General features: G+C 59.3%; 15 protein-coding genes. 9 read left to right on the top strand and 6 right to left on the bottom strand.

Features of this window, described 5'->3' with window-relative positions; translation table 11 throughout:
* Positions 1–135: 135 nt before the first annotated feature.
* Complete coding sequence (locus PH558_RS04135) at positions 136–1521, top strand: aldehyde dehydrogenase family protein (RefSeq protein WP_285202332.1); 1386 nt, start codon at positions 136–138, stop codon at positions 1519–1521.
* Positions 1518–2666 (top strand): iron-containing alcohol dehydrogenase, encoded by a 1149-nt coding sequence (locus PH558_RS04140; RefSeq protein ID WP_285202333.1) that lies wholly within the window; start codon positions 1518–1520, stop codon positions 2664–2666. Before PH558_RS04135 ends, PH558_RS04140 begins: the two co-directional genes overlap by 4 nt.
* A gap of 112 nt (positions 2667–2778) precedes the next feature.
* On the opposite strand, the gene PH558_RS04145 is transcribed toward PH558_RS04140, so the two are convergent.
* Positions 2779–4239: a L,D-transpeptidase gene (locus PH558_RS04145; protein ID WP_095435303.1), complete on the bottom strand. Its 1461-nt coding sequence runs from the start codon at positions 4237–4239 to the stop codon at positions 2779–2781.
* A 216-nt stretch (positions 4240–4455) separates the two neighbouring features.
* On the opposite strand from PH558_RS04145, the gene PH558_RS04150 reads away from it, so the two are divergent.
* The 3 genes from PH558_RS04150 (at position 4456) to PH558_RS04160 (ending at position 6137) form a co-directional block, all read left to right on the top strand.
* Complete coding sequence (locus tag PH558_RS04150; RefSeq protein WP_285202335.1) at positions 4456–5295, top strand: DUF4432 family protein; 840 nt, start codon at positions 4456–4458, stop codon at positions 5293–5295.
* Between the two features lie 72 nt (positions 5296–5367).
* Complete coding sequence (locus tag PH558_RS04155; protein ID WP_095435301.1) at positions 5368–5706, top strand: protein tyrosine phosphatase family protein; 339 nt, start codon at positions 5368–5370, stop codon at positions 5704–5706.
* 86 nt (positions 5707–5792) lie between these two features.
* Positions 5793–6137 carry a RidA family protein gene (locus PH558_RS04160; protein WP_095435300.1) on the top strand — a complete coding sequence of 115 codons (345 nt, stop codon included), beginning with the start codon at positions 5793–5795 and terminating at the stop codon, positions 6135–6137.
* A 41-nt stretch (positions 6138–6178) separates the two neighbouring features.
* Here the strand turns inward: PH558_RS04160 and PH558_RS04165 are convergent, their stop codons facing one another.
* Genes PH558_RS04165 through PH558_RS04180 form a run of 4 tightly spaced genes read right to left on the bottom strand, consistent with a single transcriptional unit; the run spans position 6179 to position 10966 of the window.
* A complete protein-coding gene (locus tag PH558_RS04165) occupies positions 6179–7837 on the bottom strand; it encodes a thiamine pyrophosphate-binding protein (RefSeq protein WP_285202339.1) in 1659 nt (552 codons plus the stop codon).
* A complete protein-coding gene (gene caiB, locus PH558_RS04170; protein WP_285202340.1) occupies positions 7834–9036 on the bottom strand; it encodes a succinate--glutarate CoA-transferase in 1203 nt (400 codons plus the stop codon). The genes PH558_RS04165 and caiB overlap by 4 nt, the downstream gene beginning before the upstream one ends.
* Positions 9037–9054: 18 nt before the next feature.
* Complete coding sequence (locus PH558_RS04175; protein ID WP_285202341.1) at positions 9055–10014, bottom strand: DMT family transporter; 960 nt, start codon at positions 10012–10014, stop codon at positions 9055–9057.
* Positions 10015–10033: 19 nt separating this feature from the next.
* Positions 10034–10966: an alpha/beta hydrolase gene (locus PH558_RS04180; protein WP_285202342.1), complete on the bottom strand. Its 933-nt coding sequence runs from the start codon at positions 10964–10966 to the stop codon at positions 10034–10036.
* Between the two features lie 165 nt (positions 10967–11131).
* On the opposite strand from PH558_RS04180, the gene PH558_RS04185 reads away from it, so the two are divergent.
* From PH558_RS04185 to metF, 4 genes are all read left to right on the top strand, one after another.
* The gene (locus PH558_RS04185; protein ID WP_285202343.1) at positions 11132–11878 is read left to right on the top strand and encodes a ribonuclease T2 family protein; all 747 of its coding nucleotides are present in this window, start codon (positions 11132–11134) and stop codon (positions 11876–11878) included.
* 125 nt (positions 11879–12003) lie between these two features.
* Positions 12004–13653, top strand: coding sequence for an energy-dependent translational throttle protein EttA (ettA, locus tag PH558_RS04190; RefSeq protein ID WP_095435294.1), 1650 nt, complete (start codon positions 12004–12006; stop codon positions 13651–13653).
* Positions 13654–13846: 193 nt separating this feature from the next.
* A complete protein-coding gene (locus PH558_RS04195) occupies positions 13847–14872 on the top strand; it encodes an ArsR/SmtB family transcription factor (RefSeq protein ID WP_095435293.1) in 1026 nt (341 codons plus the stop codon).
* Between the two features lies 1 nt (position 14873).
* Entirely contained in the window at positions 14874–15776 is a 903-nt protein-coding gene (gene metF / locus PH558_RS04200; RefSeq protein WP_095435292.1) for a methylenetetrahydrofolate reductase [NAD(P)H], read from the top strand.
* Positions 15777–16191: 415 nt separating this feature from the next.
* On the opposite strand, the gene PH558_RS04205 is transcribed toward metF, so the two are convergent.
* Positions 16192–17118, bottom strand: coding sequence for a DMT family transporter (locus tag PH558_RS04205; RefSeq protein ID WP_285202347.1), 927 nt, complete (start codon positions 17116–17118; stop codon positions 16192–16194).
* Between the last annotated feature and the right edge of the window lie 107 nt (positions 17119–17225).

The following is a 17225-nucleotide window of genomic DNA, read 5'->3' on the forward strand; positions in this document are numbered from 1 at the left end:
CTGCCCGATTTTCATTTTATGATCGGGCAGGGGCGCTGGGATGTTTTGTCTGTCCGCCGTTTCTCTTTTGAATGCGGCCCTGCTTGCACAACGTCCGGGCAATCAATGGATGACCAAGAAAACAGGAATTCGATCATGACCATGATCACATGCGTCTCCCCGGTGAACGGAGAGGTTTATGCCGAGCGTCCGGCACTGTCGCTGGAAGCTGGCAAGGAAGTCGTCGCACGCGCCCGCAGGGCGCAAAAGGATTGGGCTCGCCGCCCGCTGGAAGATCGTGTTCATCTCGTGCTGAAGGGTGTGGCCCGGCTCAATGAGATGGCCGATGTGGTTGTGCCGGAGCTTGCCTGGCAGATGGGCCGCCCGATCAAGTATGGGGGCGAATATCGCGGCTTCAACGAGCGCTCCAACTATGTCGCGTCGATCGCCGCCGATGCACTGGCACCACTGGTCGTCGAGGACAGCGCCAATTTTGCCCGCCGGATCGAGCGTGAGCCGCATGGCGTGGTCTTTGTCATCGCTCCGTGGAATTATCCCTACATGACCGCGATCAATACGGTCGCGCCGGCGCTGATGGCCGGCAATACAGTCATCCTCAAGCATGCAAGTCAGACGCTGCTGGTTGGCGAGCGGCTCGTCCAAGCCTTCGTGGAGGCCGGCGTTCCCGCCGATGTCTTCCAGAATGTCTTCCTCGATCACGAAACAACCTCGGCGCTGATTGCCGCCGGCAGTTTCAACTTCGTCAATTTCACCGGCTCCGTCGACGGCGGCCGGTCGATCGAGCGTGCGGCCGCCGGCACCTTTACCAGCCTCGGCCTCGAGCTTGGCGGCAAGGATCCGGGCTATGTCATGGAAGACGCCGATCTCGACGCCGCCGTCGACACGCTAATGGATGGAGCGACTTACAATTCCGGCCAGTGCTGCTGTGGTATCGAGCGCATCTACGTGCATGAATCGCTCTACGACAGTTTTGTCGAGAAGTCGGTGGCCTGGGTTTCGAACTATAAGCTCGGCAATCCCCTTGATCCCGACACGTCGCTCGGGCCGATGGCCAACAAGCGCTTCGCCAAGGTCGTGCGCGAACAGATCGCTGATGCGGTTGCCAAGGGCGCCAAGGCGCTGGTCGATCCGAAGCTGTTCCCGGCCGATGATGGCGGCGCCTATCTCGCGCCGCAGATCCTCGTCAATGTCGATCATTCCATGGCGTTCATGCGCGAGGAAACCTTCGGCCCTGCCGTCGGCATCATGAAGGTTAAGAGCGATGCGGAAGCGCTGGAACTGATGAACGACAGCCCCTACGGTCTGACGGCTTCGCTCTGGACCAAGGATGTCGAGCGCGTCTCACGTATCGGCCGCGAAATCGAAACCGGCACGGTCTTCATGAACCGTGCCGATTATCTCGATCCGGCTCTGTGCTGGACCGGCGTCAAGGAAACCGGCCGCGGCGGCTCGCTGTCGATCATCGGTTTCCACAATCTGACGCGCCCGAAATCCTATCATCTGAAGAAAGTAACAGCATGAGCACTATCTCAGCCAATTGGAGCTATCCGAACGCCTTCAAGCTCGGCCGCGGCCGCATCAAGGAGCTCGCGGACGCCTGCAAGAGCCTGGGCATGAAGAAGCCGCTCCTGATCACCGACCGGGGACTTGCCTCGATGGCGATCACGGCGACGGCACTTGATATTCTGGAAGATGCGGGTCTTGGCCGCGCCATCTTCGCTGATGTCGATCCCAATCCGAACGAGAAGAACCTCGAAGCCGGCGTGAAAGCGTTCAAGGACGGCGGCCACGATGGCGTCGTCGCCTTCGGCGGCGGTTCCGGCCTCGATCTCGGCAAATGCGTCGCCTTCATGGTTGGCCAGACGCGCCCGGTCTGGGATTTCGAAGATATCGGTGACTGGTGGACCCGCGCCAACGTCGAAGGCATTGCCCCGATCGTCGCCGTGCCGACGACGGCCGGCACCGGTTCGGAAGTCGGCCGCGCCAGCGTCATCACCAATTCCGCGACGCATGTGAAGAAGATCATCTTCCATCCGAAATTCCTGCCCGGCGTCGTCATTGCCGATCCGGAGCTGACCGTCGGCATGCCCAAGATCATTACCGCCGGCACCGGCATGGACGCCTTTGCCCATTGCCTGGAAGCCTATTCCTCACCCTTCTATCATCCGATGTCGGCCGGTATCGCGCTGGAAGGCATGCGGCTGGTCAAGGAATTCCTGCCGCGCGCCTATCGTGAGGGAACGGATCTCGAAGCCCGGGCCAACATGATGAGTGCTGCCGCCATGGGCGCCGTCGCTTTCCAGAAGGGGCTTGGCGCCATTCACGCGCTCTCGCATCCGATCGGCGCCGTCTACAACACCCATCACGGCATGACCAATGCCGTCGTCATGCCGGCCGTTCTGCGCTTCAACCGCAAGGCCATCGAGGACAAGATTGCCCGAGCCGCCGCCTATCTCGGCATTTCGGGCGGGTTCGACGACTTCTACGACTATGTGCTGCAACTGCGCTCGGAACTCGGCGTGCCGGAAAATCTGTCTGCCATGGGCATCGCGCCCGACCGGATCGACGAGCTCTCCGCCATGGCGATCGAAGATCCGAGTGCAGGCGGCAATCCGGTGCCGATGACGCTCGAAAACACCAAGGCTTTGTTCCGCGACTGCTTCTGATACTGCGCTCAGCTCCCCGATATCTAGGATGAAATTGGCAGCTTATCAGGCCAAACAAAAAAGCCGCCGAGTGTCATCCGGCGGCTTTTTTCATTGAAGCTCTGTCTGGGAATCAATCCACGAATTCGACGACGACGCCAGGCTTGACCATCTTGGCCAGTTCGGTCGCATCCCAATTGGTAAGACGTACGCAGCCATGGCTCTGCGACTTGCCGATCCGCGAGGGATCCGGTGTGCCGTGGATGCCGTAGGTCGGCTTCGAAAGAGCCATCCAGACGGTACCGACCGGGCCGTTCGGGCCGGGCGGTATGTTCAGAACCTTGTCGTTGGCGCCCTGCTGGAAGTTGATTTTCGGATTGTAGGTATAGCCCGGATTGAAGGCGACACGTTCGACCGTGACCGTGCCTGACGGCGAGGGCGTGTCGGCGGAACCGATGCTAGCCGGGTAGGCTGCAATCAGCGTGCCGTTGGCGTCATAGGCGAAAACCTGCTTGCGGCCTTTGTCTGCCAAGATCTTGGCGACCGTTCCCGTCTTGCTGGGACCGGTATTGACGACCTTGATGGTGCTGCCCGGTACGGTGAAATCGACGCCGGGATTGAGTGCCTTCAGGTAGCCCTCATCCATATGAAAGCGTTCCGCTAGCATTTCGGTCGTCGACGTGTAGCCGAGGGAAGGCATCTGGGACTTGGCGGCATAGTCCTCGGGGATCGAGGCGACGTAAGGACCAGCGGCATCGGCAGCGGTGATCGTATAGTTGACGATCGGCATGCCGCCAGACATGCGCAGCTGCTCGAGGATCGCGTCGGTATTGTTCGGGTCAAGCGTCTGGCCGGTCATCTGTTGATAGGCATAGATTGCCTTTGTGACGTTTGCGCCCATTCGTCCGTCGATCGCACCAGGCGAAATACCCTGCCGCGCGAGGAAGACCTCCAGCGCGGTGATCTCCATCTTCGACTTGCCTTTGAGCGTGATGACGGGTTCAGCCGGTGCCGGCTTGTTGACGATGTCAGGCGCGCTCTGCTGCGGATCGATCGACGCATAGTCGCTGCCATTCGGGTTCGCCTGGCCTTGGTCCTTGCCTGGCAAGGGCTGATTGTCGAGCGGCTGGCGCTGGATATCGCTGTCACGCGGAATGCCGCCGGTGATCACGCCACGATCCTGCTGACCGTAACCATTATCGGGAGCGCCGTCGTAATTTCCGTAGCTATCGGTACGATACTGACGATAGTCCTGGTAGTTGCGGTTGTCGGAAAGCTGCGTGTCGCCATAGCGGCTGCCGTTATCAACGTAGCTGTCGCGAGCAGGGGCGCGGGGATAGTAGGTGCTGGCCTTCATCTCCGTGGCGACGACATTGCCATAGGCATCGATCAGAACCCGGCGGCCGCGTCCGTCGCGCGCCATGGAATATCCGCCACCATAAGGATACTGATCAAGGATCCGGCCGTCGGGAGTGACGAGAACCGTGTTGCCGTTGCCGCTGCGATAATATTGCGCCTGCGCGTCCGTGAGCGCGAGCATAGATAGAGCGGCAGTCGTTGCCAGAGCAAAACTCAATTTTACGAACCGGTTCACGTCTGTCGAATCCTCGGGATGGTCGTTCGGCTGACACACACATGGCAATTTTGACGCCAGTATGGAGATTTAGATTATCATGCTGAATAAAATATAAAAATTTATGTGATCAAGGGTTCAAGTTAAGATTTGGTAAGCCAAATAACCGTTTATTTCAGTCGCGCGCCACCTTGGGACAGCACCTGCGCTCGGCGCCGATCAGGGAGGATTTTGGGGATGATGGATTTTTCTGCGGCCAAGGGGCCGAAATTGACGCTAGACGAGGGCTCCGTGCTGGATATCGGCGTCTGCATCGTTGAGGGCAATAATCTCGCGCCCGGAAGTGCCGTTCCCGACGATGGCGATCCGCGTATCAGTCATTCCGTGGAAGGCTTCCTCTTTACCTGCGGGCCGGATCATATCCGCCATCCAGAGCCGATGTCCGACGCCTATGAAGGCAAGCGCTATCCGCTGCACGGTTCCTTCTCGTCTCATCCAGCCAAAATTCTCTGGACCAAATTCGAGAATGGCAACGCGGAATGCCGCGCCGATATCGATGTCATCACAGCCGAACGCCGCACCGCAAGGCTGGAACGTCTTTGGCGGATCGATGGCGCCACGGGCGAGGTTTCACTTGCCGATCGTGTCGTCAATACGAGTACCGAGGCTATGCCGGTCTTTTTGATGTACCATATGAACATCGGCGGCAAATGGTTCGATAGCGGCACGCGCCTTGCCGGACAGATGCTGGAGAACGGCGGCTTTCCCTGGACCTTCGGCGAAGAGGGCGGTGATATCTTCTGCGTGCCGGCGCAAGAAAAGGGCGAGGATTGGGCAGAGATCAGCCTCGGCCCCATCGCGGCCATTGGCGGGAAGACTCTGAGGGTGCGGTTCGGAACGGACACGCTGCCGTTCCTGCAGGTCTGGCGCAATCAGCGCGCGCCTGCGCACGTGCTTGGTATCGAGCCGGTTTCGCATCGCTGGGTCTCGCGGTCCGAACTTGAGGAAGCAGGCGAATTCAATATTCTCCAGCCCGGCGAAGCCCGCAATTTCATGCTCAATTTTGCCTTTGTTTGAGAGTGCGCCGCGGTTGACGCTTGCCCTGCCGCGGCGTAGATCAATGCCACGGTTTTAGAGAGGACATGAACCATGGATATCCGCCCGATCGACGATGAATACTCGGTGTCAGGCCAGATCACCGTAGAGGATCTCGACCAGATCAAGGCTCTGGGGTTCAAGTCCATCGTCTGCCATCGCCCCGATGGCGAAAGCCCGGATCAGACGCCGTTCGGAGTCATCGAAGCCCGCGCCAAGGAACTCGGCCTGGACATCACCCATGTGCCTGTTGGTCCGATGGGCGTGACCGAAGAGGCCGTGCAGGGCATGGTCGATGCGCTGGACGAGTTTCCGCGCCCGATGCTTGGCTATTGCCGCTCGGGCGCACGCTCGACGGCGATCTATCAGAAGACGCATCACATTCGCGGCTGAACGGGTCCTTCCCCGGCCTTTTGATTGAGGGCAGACCATGGGTCATGCCTTGTTTACCTGTCGAAGAACAACATCAGGAGAAAACCATGAGCATCAAGCGCATCGACGTTGGCGCCCGCATGAGCGGCGCTGTCATCCATGGCAACACCGTCTATCTCGCCGGCCAGGTTGGTGAAGGCGAAAGCGTCACCGACCAGTGCAAGTCGGCACTCGCCGAAGTCGACCGCCTGCTCGCTGCAGCCGGTTCCAACAAGTCGAAGATCCTGCAGACGCTCATCTACCTCTCCGACATCTCCTATTTCGCCGAAATGAACGCCGCCTGGGAAGCCTGGGTTGATCCGGCCAACACGCCGGCCCGTGCGACCAGCGAAGCCAAGCTCGCTGCACCGAAGTACAAGGTCGAATTCATCGTGACGGCAGCACTCGACTAAGTCCTGCCATCAGTGATTTTGAAAGGCCGGTGGGCTCGCGCTCATCGGCCTTTTGCTTGCGCGATTTCCGTCAAGGTACGGGAGGGTGTGATTGCTTCCGGATCGAGCGCGATTTCGATGATCGCCGGTTTGCCGCTCGCTCGCGCCCGCTCGAAGGCCGGGCCGAATTCTGCCGTCGCCTTCACGGTTTCGCCGTGGCCGCCATAGGCGCCGGCAAGGGCCGCGAAATCAGGATTGTCGAGTGCCGTGGCGCTGACACGACCTGGATATTCCCGCTCCTGATGCATGCGGATGGTGCCGTACATGCCGTTGTTGATGACCAAGGCGATCAGTGGCAGGCCGTATTGGACGGCGGTCGCGAATTCCTGGCCGTGCATCATGAAACAGCCGTCGCCGGCAAAGCAGATCACTTCGCGCTTGGGAAAGAGTTGTTTCGCGGCAACCGCAGCCGGCAGGCCATAGCCCATCGAGCCGGAGGTGGGTGCCGCCTGCGTGTTGAAACGGCGGAAGCGATGGAAGCGGTGCAGCCAGGTCGCGTAGTTACCGGCACCGTTGGTGAAGATCGCATCATCGGCTGTATTCGCTTCGATCCAATCCATGATGCGGCCCATATGGACGGCGCCGGGGCACTCTTGCGGTGTCTTCGACCAGGCAAGATAGGCAGCGTGCATGCGTTCGGTGCGCTCTGCCCAAGACGTTTCGTGCGGCGGGTCCAAATCCGCGAGAGCCGCAATGAAATCCGTCGGGCTGGCGCAAATTGCCAGAGCCGGGCGATAGACGCGGCCGAGTTCCGAGGGATCGGGATGGATGTGGACAAGCTGCTGGCGCGGGTAGGGGATATCGACAAGCGTGTAGCCGGACGAGGGCATTTCGGAGAGGCGGCCGCCGAGAAGGATCAGCAGATCCGCTTCCCTGATTTCCTTTGCCAGCGCCGGGTTGATGCCGATGCCGACATCACCGGCATAGTTTGGATGCAGATGGTCGAACAGCATCTGCCGGCGGAAGGAGCAGCCAACCGGGAGCTTGAAACGCTCGGCGAATTGTCTGATGCCGGCAACTGCTTCTTCGTTCCAGCGCGTGCCGCCGAGAATGACCATCGGCCGCTGCGCAGCCGCAAGACGCTGGTTAAGCTCTGCAAGCTGGCCGCGGCCCGGATGGGCAGCAACTGGGACGTAGGGCAGTGCTTGCGGCGCTTCGACTTCATCGCGCAGCATGTCTTCGGGGAGGGTCAGCACCACGGGACCGGGGCGACCAGATGTTGCCACAGCGAAGGCGCGGGTGACGAATTCCGGAATGCGGGCGGCATCGTCGATTTCGCCGACCCATTTGGCGAATTCGGTAAAGGCTCTCCGAAACTCCACTTCCTGAAAGGCTTCGCGTTCGCGGGCATCGCGCTGGACCTGACCGATGAACAGGATCATCGGGATCGAATCCTGCCGGGCTATATGAAGGCCGGCAGAAGCGTTTGTGGCGCCGGGGCCGCGGGTGACCATGCAAATGCCGGGTTCGCCGGTCAATCGACCCCAGGCATCCGCCATCATCGCCGCACCACCCTCCTGGCGGCAGACGAGCACTTTGATGTCGCTGTCATGCAGCGCATCGAGCACGGCGAGAAAGCTCTCCCCCGGCACGCAGGATATGCGCTGCACGCCATTGGCCTTCAACGCCTCGACGATGAGTTGCCCGCCCGTTCGCTTCATGTCCCCGCCTTTCCCTCCAGTTCGGCCAATTCAGCCAGAACTTCCTCCTGATGTTCGCCGAGGCGCGGGCTTGGCCGCGTATAGGTTAGCGGCGTTTCCGACAGCACGATTGGCGTGCGCACGCTCGGAATGACGGTGCCGGCGCTATCTTCGAGATCGATCCTCAGGCCCCTCGCCACAATCTGCGGATCGGCGAACATATCCTCGATCGTGTTGATGGCACCGGCCGGAACGGCGTTGGCCTCGCAAGCTTTCAGCAGCTCTGCCTTATTCCACTTCAGCGTCTCCGACGAGATGAAGGCGCGTACCTCGTTGCGGTTGGCGACGCGAGTCTTGTTGGTCGCATAGCGCTCGTCATCGGCATGGGTTTCCACCCCGAGAATGGCGCATAGGCGCCGGAACTGTCCATCATTGCCGACAGCAAGGATGAGATAGCCATCGGCGGTGGGCACGACTTCATAGGGTGAGATATTCGGATGAGAGTTGCCGAGCCGTACGGGCGGCTTGCCGGAGATCAGATAATTCATGTTCTGGTTGGCCAGTACGGCCGATTGCACATCGAGCAGCGCCATGTCGATGAGCTGTCCTGCTCCAGTCTTCAGAGCGTGGATCAGGGCGGCTTCGATCGCGGAAACGGCATAGATGCCGGTGAAGATATCGGCGATCGCAACGCCCGCTTTCATCGGCTGTCCGTCCGGTTCGCCTGTGATCGACATGAAGCCGGACATGCCCTGGACGATATAGTCATAGCCGGCGAGATTGGCATAGGGTCCGGTCTGGCCGAAGCCGGTGATCGAGCAATAGACGATGCGGGGATTGATCTTCTTCAGGCTTTCATAATCCAGCCCATACTTCATCAGGCCGCCGAGCTTGAAATTCTCGATCACCACGTCGGCTATCTTCACCAGGCGGCGCACCAGCTCTTGGCCTTCCTCGGTCTTGAGATCGGCGATTACCGAGCGCTTGCCGCGATTGGCGGCGTGATAATAGGCGGCAGAGAGATTTTCGCCGTCCTTGCCCTCGACGAAGGGTGGCCCCCATTGGCGGGTGTCGTCGCCGCCGTCGGGATTTTCCACCTTGATGACATCGGCGCCGAGATCGGCCAGCATCTGTCCGGCCCAGGGACCGGCCAGCACGCGGGCGAGTTCGATGACGCGAATACCGGACAGCGGAGGTTTCGTGGTCTTTTGTTCTGTCATGTCTGTCCGCTCTCCCGCTTAAGGCGTGAATGCCGTTTCAGATGTATCGGATACCGGTCTGGAAGCAAAGCGCCGCTCGCGCCAGAGAATGTAAAGCCCTGAGCCGATGATGATGAGGATGCCGAGCCACTTGATCGCATCCGGGAAATTGTCGAAGACGAGCCAGCCGAGGATCGTTGCCGAAACGATCTCGAAATACTGCAGCGGCGCAAGCGTCGAGGCTTGTACTGCGCGATAGGCATAGACCGTTAGGATGCCAGAGGCCGCCGCAGTTGCGCCGACGCCGAGCAAATAGAGCATTGCCGTGAGATCCGGAATAACCGGATAAAAGATTACAGATCCCGTCGCCTTGCCGATGCCAAGCAGGATCAGACTGAAGCCTATGCCCCATAGGCCCGTTTGGAACTGCAGAGGCCACGCATCTTCGCTATGTGAGACGACGCGCGTGATCATCACATAAACTGCAACGCAGAGTGCCGTGACAATGGGCAACAGGGCAACGAAACCGACTTCCTGAAAGCTCGGCTGGATGATTAGCATGGCACCAAGAAAGCCGACTGCGCAGGCCGTGTAACGACGCCAGCCAATGGTTTCCTTGAGGAATATACTGCTGAGGATGGTTAGCATCATCGGCTCGACGAAAAAGATGGCAATGGCATCGGCCACTTCCATGACCTGCAACGCGGTCACGAACGAGACCATGGACAGCGTCAAAAGGGCGGCGCGGATCGCGTGCACGCCGCTATGGCGCCACGACCATACGCCCCACTGCCCGCGCAACGCCATCATTGGCAGGGCAAAGAGCGACTGAAAGATGAAGCGTGCAGCGGTGACTTCAGCCGGCGGAATGGTGGTTGCCGCGAGTTTGGAGAAGATATCCATGACCGGCGAGAGGACGACGGATAGAAACATCATCGACAGGCCGAAGGTCAGCTCCGATTGCGGCAATCGGACCGAGGAGCCGCTGGAGGTGTTCATTGCAGGATTTCCTTGAGAATCAGGTACTTGCCGTTACGCTCTTGCACCATTTGGCGAAGTTGGAAATGGCTTCCTCGGCACCGATTTCGTTGATCGTCTCGTGCCGCATGTCGGGATAGATTTCGGTGGTGATACGAGAGAAGCCGGCTTTTTTCAAATGCTTTGCCAGCCAGGAGATCGCTCTCGCATTGTCGGTCGCCGGATCCTTGCCGCCGCCGACGAGATGGATCGGCATGTCGCGCCGGAGACGATTGAGGTGCGCCTTCCGTGGTGCGCGGAAAGTGAGTTCGAACAGGTCCAGCCAGAGTGAGACGGAGGCATCGAAGCCGCAAAGCGGATCGGCGATATATTTCTCCACCTGCTCGGGAATGCGCGAGAGCCAGTCGAAATCGGTGCGGCAGTTGGCGATCGATTTACCCCACGTGCTGAAGGTCAGTCTCGGCAGCGGTCCGCTCGGGACGTCCGATCCCTTGAACATGCGCTCCGTTTTCAGAATGAGTTGGGCGGCGCGGCCGGCAAGGCCCGGATTGAAATTGGAATTCCAGACGGTGACCGCATCGAACTTGCCCGGATGCGTGACGACGGTGTTCAGGCTGATCAATCCGCCCATGGAATGCCCGAACAGGATGATCGGCAGGCCGGGATGGGCACTTGCGGCTAGCTCGCGCACGGCGAGCACGTCGGCGATGACCAATCCCACTCCATCTCTTCGCGCAAAGCGGCCAATCGGCGCATCGTGAGCGATGGTCTCCCCGTGACCGCGATGATCGTGAGCGTAGACATGAAAACCTTGGCCTGCCATCGCATCGGCAAAGGCCTCATATCGGCGAGAATGCTCGGCAAGACCGTGCGATATCAGCAGGATGCCGCGAGCATCGGTTACCGCCGGCAAATGATGATAGGCAAGGGTTGCGCCCGTCGGACTTTTCAGGCGCTTCGTCTCGGCGAACATAGATCCGTTCCTCCCCAGTTGGACGAAAGGTTATCATCCGCCCGATTGCAATGGATAGGTGGTAAAGCTCACAGAAATAAATCTTTCCGCGCGCTGCGATTCAGGATTGCGCCCGCTCGCTCAAACTGCTTATTTGTTCCTATAATGTTCTAGTTGGAGGTACGAATGAAGCAGTGGCTTCGGGTATTTACGGTTGTGCTCGTTTCGGTCGGGGCGGCAGCTAGCGCTATGGCGCAGGAGCATAGCCGTGGACGGACGCGCTTTATCCTGGCGGCAAGCTGGGAGCCGGCATTTTGTCAGACGAACCAGAAGAAGGCGGAATGCCGCAACCAGTCGTCGGACAATCATGACGCGACGAATTTCTCCCTGCATGGTCTCTGGCCGATGCGGCAGGAATATTGCGATGTTTCCGAGGATCTGAAACAGGCGGATCGTGGCCGTGACTGGAAGGACCTGCCCGCGGTCCAGCTTTCGCAAGACGTGAAGGTGAAGCTCGATAAGGCAATGCCGGGCACCCAATCCGGCCTGGAACGGCATGAATGGATCAAGCACGGCACCTGCACGAAGCTGAGTGCGGACCAATATTTCTCCATCGCCGCTGGCTTGATTGCCGAACTCAATACGTCGGCCGTGCGCGATCTCTTCGCCCAGAATATCGGTAAGGAGCTGGATGCCGAGAGCATCAAGGCCGCTTTTGACCAGAGTTTTGGCGAGGGTGCCAACGCGCGCATCAAGATGAGCTGCCGCCGTGTCGGCGATGTCAGGATGATTTCGGAACTGACCATCGGCCTCTCGGAGGATGCAATCGATCCCCAACAGGGCAACGAGCCGCGGCTCGTCAAACTGATCCAAGGTGCCGGCAGCACCGCCTTCGGTTGCGATCGGGGTGTGGTGGACGCGGCCGGCTTCTGAGAAAATGCGGCTTTTCTGACGCGGATAATGCCCTCGGACGAGGTTTCGCCGTTGCCCGAGGGCGGGGTTTCCCCTACATAGCGGCACAAATCGCAACGCTATTCGTCCGTGGAGCAACCCAAGCTATGGCACGTCAGTTCATTTATCATATGGCCGGTCTGAATAAGTCCTATGGCGCCAAGAAAATTCTCGAGAATATCCATCTCTCCTTCTACCCCGACGCCAAGATCGGTATTCTCGGTCCGAACGGCGCAGGTAAATCGACCGTGCTGCGCATCATGGCCGGCCTCGACAAGGAATATACCGGCGAAGCCTGGCTGGCTGAAGGCGCCACCATCGGTTACCTGCCGCAGGAGCCGCAGCTCGATCCCAACAAGACGGTGTTCGAAAACGTCATGGAAGGCGTTGCCAAGAAAACCGAAATCCTCAATCGCTACAACGAATTGATGATGAACTATTCCGACGAGACGGCGGAAGAGGGCGCCAAGCTCCAGGATATCATCGACAGCCAGAACCTCTGGGATCTGGAAAGCCAGGTGGAAATGGCGATGGATGCATTGCGCTGCCCGCCGCGCGATGCCGAAGTCACCAGCCTTTCCGGTGGTGAGCGCCGCCGTATCGCGCTTTGCCGCCTGCTTCTCTCGCAGCCGGACCTGCTGCTGCTCGACGAACCAACCAACCATCTCGATGCCGAGACCATTGCCTGGCTGGAAAAGCACCTGCGCGACTATCCGGGTGCCGTGATGATGATCACCCACGACCGCTACTTCCTCGACAATGTTACCGGCTGGATTCTCGAACTCGACCGTGGCCGCGGCATTCCCTACGAAGGTAACTACTCGGCCTATCTGCAGGCCAAGGCCAAGCGCATGCTTCAGGAAGCCCGCGAAGAAGCTGGCCGCCAGAAGGCGATCAGCCGCGAACAGGAATGGATCGCCTCCAGCCCCAAGGCCCGTCAGGCCAAGTCCAAGGCGCGTATCAACGCTTACGAACAGCTGGTCGATGCTGCCGAAAATCAGCGTCCTGGCGATGCGCAGATCATCATTCCAGTCAGCGAGCGTCTCGGCCAGGTGGTGATCGAGATGGAGGGCATCACCAAGGGTTTCGAAGGTCGCACGCTGATCAACGATCTGTCGATCAAGCTGCCGCCCGGCGGCATCGTCGGCATTATCGGCCCGAACGGCGCCGGCAAGACGACCCTGTTCAAGATGATCACCGGGCAGGAAAAGCCGGATTCCGGCTCGATCCGCATCGGCGAGACCGTGCATCTCAGCTATGTCGACCAGAGCCGCGACGCGCTTGATGGCAACAAGACGGTATGGGAGGAAATCTCCGGTGGCGCCGAAATCATCAAGCTCGGCAAGTTCGACATGAACTCGCGCGCCTATTGCGGCGCCTTTAACTTCAAGGGCGGCGACCAGCAGCAGAAGGTCGGCAGTCTCTCCGGCGGTCAGCGCAATCGCGTGCACCTCGCCAAGATGCTGAAGTCCGGCGGCAACGTGCTTCTGCTCGACGAACCGACCAACGACCTCGATACGGAAACGCTGGGCGCGCTGGAAAGCGCACTCGAAAACTTCGCCGGTTGCGCCATCATCATCAGCCACGACCGCATGTTCCTCGACCGCCTGGCCACGCATATCCTGGCCTTTGAAGGCGAAGGTCATGTCGAATGGTTCGAAGGCAATTTCGAAGATTACGAACAGGACAAGGTCCGCCGCCTCGGCCCCGATGCTCTCAATCCGGGCAGCCAGGCGCACAAGCGCCTGACACGATAAAGTTTGCTGTCTTTCCGTCATGGAGAACCCCGGCAGGTCCGGGGTTTTTCTTTGCCTTAAGCAGGACGCATATATTCCCCCGCCGACAAAAACTAACAGATTTCCGACGCTCTACTGGTCTCTTCGGTGATTAGCTCTTGCGGAGTTCATTCAAATCACATAAAGATATCTTTATATCTTGATTGGGTGTGAAATGACGGATCTGGTTAAACTCGGTTTGGATGACGTAGTAGACGTGCTGAAGGCGGTCGGCGAGCCGACTAGGCTGCGCCTTCTGGCGCTACTGGCGGCCGGCGATCTCACAGTGACCGATCTTACCGAAATTCTCGGTCAGTCGCAGCCTCGCATTTCCCGGCATCTCAAGCTGCTCGGCGAAGCCGGGCTGATCGATCGATACCAGGAAGGTGCCTGGGCTTATTTCCGCCTGAAACAGGAAGGCAAGGCCGTCACGTTGGCGCGCAGCCTGCTGCGCCATACCGCCGAAAAGGATACGGTGCTGTTGCGTGACGGAGAGCGTCTCGCCTCCGTGAAGCGTATTCGCGCCGAGCGTGCCCAAGCCTATTTTAGCCGAAATGCCGCCGAGTGGGATGAGCTGCGGCGTCTCCATGTCGCGGATGAGGATGTCGACAAGGCGCTGATCGATCTCATTGGTCCGCAGCCGATCGACTCCTTCCTCGATCTCGGTACGGGCACGGGCAGGATGCTACAGCTTCTGGCTGGACACTATCGCCGCGCCGTCGGCATCGATGCCAGCCGTGACATGCTGGCGGTCGCCCGCGCCAATCTCGACCGGGCCAATATCACCGCTGCCTCGGTGCGGCATGGCGATATTTTCAACCTGCCGCTCGAGCAGCAGGATTTCGATCTCATTGCCATCCACCAGGTGCTGCACTTCCTTGATCAGCCTGAGGTTGCCATCAATGAAGCCGCGCGAATGCTGCGGCCCGGCGGCCGGCTTGTCATCATCGACCTCGCGCCGCACGGGCTGGAATATCTGCGTGACGAGCATGCGCATCTGCGCCTCGGCTTCTCGCATCAGACCATTTCGGATTGGCTGAAACTGGCGGGGCTGGATGTGGAGCGCGTGCAGGATCTTCATTCGGGGAGGGAAGGCGGCCAGGCGCTGACCGTCACCATCTGGCTGGCGCGCGACCCGCGGTTGCTGATCGCGTCCGACCAGGGCTACCAGTCATCCCCCATTCTTGCCGGGAGAGTTTGACATGTCTTCGAGATCAGAAAGCCGTAGCGACGGTATCCGCATCTCCTTCGAGTTCTTTCCGCCGAAGTCGGAGGAGGCCGAGCAGCAGCTGTGGAACACCGTTGAGGAGCTCAGCGATTGGGACACTGAGTTCGTTTCAGTCACGTATGGGGCAGGCGGTTCGACCAAAGCGCCGACGCTTTCCGCCGTGCGCAAGATGATCCATGAGACGCCGTTCACGACCGCATCGCATCTGACTTGCGTCGGTGCCACGCGTGAGGACACGCATCGGGTGATCGACGAGTTTCTGGCTGCCGGTGTTCGCCGTTTCGTTGCGCTGCGCGGCGATCCGCCGGGTGGTGTCGGCGCGGCCTATCAGCCTCATCCGGGCGGCTATGCCAATGCTGCGGAACTGGTGCAGGCTTTGCGCGAGCGCGGCGATTTCGATATTTCCGTCTCCGCCTATCCTGAAAAGCATCCGGAAAGCCGCGATACGGCAGCCGATATCGATATGCTGAAGCGCAAGGCGGACAATGGTGCCGACCGGGCCCTGACGCAGTTCTTCTTCGATAATGATGCTTTCGAGCGTTATCACGATCGCGTTCGCGCAGCCGGCATCAAGATTCCCGTCGTGCCGGGCATCATGCCGATTCAGAACCTGACGCAACTCAAGCGTTTCGCCGGCGCCTGCGGCACGAATATTCCGACCTGGCTCGACGAGCGTTTTGATGGTTTGGATGAGGATGTCGAGGAGCGCGCCAAGGTTGCCGCTGAAGTTGCCGCCGATCAGATCCAGGATCTGGTGCGCCGTGGTATTCACGAGTTTCATCTCTATACAATGAACCGTTCGGCACTGGTTTCCGCCGTGCTTGAACGGCTGGGCCTTGAGCGCAAGGTGGATGCACGGGCCGGCGCCGCCGCCTAAAGTATGATGTCGCGCGAGCTCATGAAAAAGCGCATGTCCGGCGGGGCATGCGCTTTTCTAATGAAACAGAGGTTTTGTTAGCTTTTCGGAGTTTGGTCGTTTGCGTATTTCGCCGAGCCGTCAGATGAAGAGCATCGTCACGACGAAAGCGAAGGCCGCACCGACCACTAGGACGTTGATGGATCGCGTTAATCCCATGTCTTCCTCCTCAGTCAGCCGTTAAATTTTATGTCGAAAATGTGTTGCTTGGAAAGAACATTCGATGCTGCGACGCGGTATCGAATTCGCGCTGTGATTCATGAGCTTTTGGCAACATTTTGATATTTAACTATAAATGTCGATTGCTGGCTTGATGACGGCCTGTGAATAAATATTAATATGTTGTGACTGTGGACCATCCGAATGGAGCAGGAGATCATGTTTCCCGCGTTCTGGCGTCGCGTTTCATCCATATGAAAAGCCGCCCATCGAGGACGAGCAGACCTGCGGCGATGAGCAGCATGCCGGCGATTTCGGCAGGCCCCATTCGCTCGCCGAGAAAGAGGAAGCCGAGCAATAACGCGCTCGGCGGCACGAGCAGAGTGACGAGGGAGGTGTTGGTGGCACCTGCAAGCTCGATGATGCGAAAATAGAGGATGTAGGCGAAAGCGGTCGATAGCAGCGCCAGGCCGAGAATGGCTGCGATTGCCGTCACAGGTGGAGCGGCGAGCGCCCAAGGCTGGTCGATCACCAGCGCAACTGGCAACATGATGAGCGAGGAGCCTGTCAACTGGCCCGCTGCCACAACCGGCGGCGCGATGCCCTTGAAGCGTTTGGCATAAATCGCCGCGAATCCATAGGAGATTGCCGCCAAGATCGGCAATGAGAGTGCCCAGAAGGGTACCGAGCCGCCGCTGGTAACGCTCGGTCCGAGCAACACGATCGTTCCGAGGAGGCCGGTGAGGCAGCCGATCAGCTTGGCCGATGTCAGGCGCTCATCCGTTGTCAGCTGATTGCCGATCAACACGGTCCACATCGGCGTCGTCGCGTTCAAGATGGATGCAAGTCCGGCGCCCATCTGCGTCTGACCGCAGAAGATCAGCGTGTGCGGTATCGCATTGTTGATTAAGCCCAGCAGCAGAAATTGCGGCCAATGACGGCGCAGGGACTGATAGATATTGAGGCGACCAGCCAGATAGAGATGCAATGCCACGGCCGCCAGCGACAGACGCAGAAAGACGAGCGTAAAGGGCGGCACATGATGAACGGCAATACGGGCGAAGAAGAACGAGCCGCCCCAGATCAATCCGAGCAACAGCAGCAGGCCCCAGGTCGAGGCGCTCATTCGATGTTCGCCAGTCATGGCATCTCTCCTCTTTCGATGCATCTAAACCGGAAGAGTGTAGGCTCTCCACCCGTTTCTTGCTGTTTTGCCCATGGGCCCAAGGAGAGCAGATGCAAAAAAGGCGG

The organism is Rhizobium pantanalense, assembly GCF_030182525.1.
Classification (GTDB): domain Bacteria; phylum Pseudomonadota; class Alphaproteobacteria; order Rhizobiales; family Rhizobiaceae; genus Rhizobium.

What these genes read in the sequence shown, in the direction of transcription:
- PH558_RS04180 (WP_285202342.1), bottom strand. Translation starts at nt 10,966, where the DNA reads ATGTTCGCCGAGACGAAGCGCCTGAAAAGTCCGACGGGCGCAACCCTT.
- PH558_RS04175 (WP_285202341.1), bottom strand. Translation starts at nt 10,014, where the DNA reads ATGAACACCTCCAGCGGCTCCTCGGTCCGATTGCCGCAATCGGAGCTG.
- PH558_RS04135 (WP_285202332.1), top strand. Translation starts at nt 136, where the DNA reads ATGACCATGATCACATGCGTCTCCCCGGTGAACGGAGAGGTTTATGCC.
- PH558_RS04150 (WP_285202335.1), top strand. Translation starts at nt 4,456, where the DNA reads ATGATGGATTTTTCTGCGGCCAAGGGGCCGAAATTGACGCTAGACGAG.
- PH558_RS04140 (WP_285202333.1), top strand. Translation starts at nt 1,518, where the DNA reads ATGAGCACTATCTCAGCCAATTGGAGCTATCCGAACGCCTTCAAGCTC.
- PH558_RS04160 (WP_095435300.1), top strand. Translation starts at nt 5,793, where the DNA reads ATGAGCATCAAGCGCATCGACGTTGGCGCCCGCATGAGCGGCGCTGTC.
- metF (WP_095435292.1), top strand. Translation starts at nt 14,874, where the DNA reads ATGTCTTCGAGATCAGAAAGCCGTAGCGACGGTATCCGCATCTCCTTC.
- caiB (WP_285202340.1), bottom strand. Translation starts at nt 9,036, where the DNA reads ATGACAGAACAAAAGACCACGAAACCTCCGCTGTCCGGTATTCGCGTC.
- ettA (WP_095435294.1), top strand. Translation starts at nt 12,004, where the DNA reads ATGGCACGTCAGTTCATTTATCATATGGCCGGTCTGAATAAGTCCTAT.
- PH558_RS04205 (WP_285202347.1), bottom strand. Translation starts at nt 17,118, where the DNA reads ATGACTGGCGAACATCGAATGAGCGCCTCGACCTGGGGCCTGCTGCTG.
- PH558_RS04185 (WP_285202343.1), top strand. Translation starts at nt 11,132, where the DNA reads ATGAAGCAGTGGCTTCGGGTATTTACGGTTGTGCTCGTTTCGGTCGGG.
- PH558_RS04155 (WP_095435301.1), top strand. Translation starts at nt 5,368, where the DNA reads ATGGATATCCGCCCGATCGACGATGAATACTCGGTGTCAGGCCAGATC.
- PH558_RS04195 (WP_095435293.1), top strand. Translation starts at nt 13,847, where the DNA reads ATGACGGATCTGGTTAAACTCGGTTTGGATGACGTAGTAGACGTGCTG.
- PH558_RS04165 (WP_285202339.1), bottom strand. Translation starts at nt 7,837, where the DNA reads ATGAAGCGAACGGGCGGGCAACTCATCGTCGAGGCGTTGAAGGCCAAT.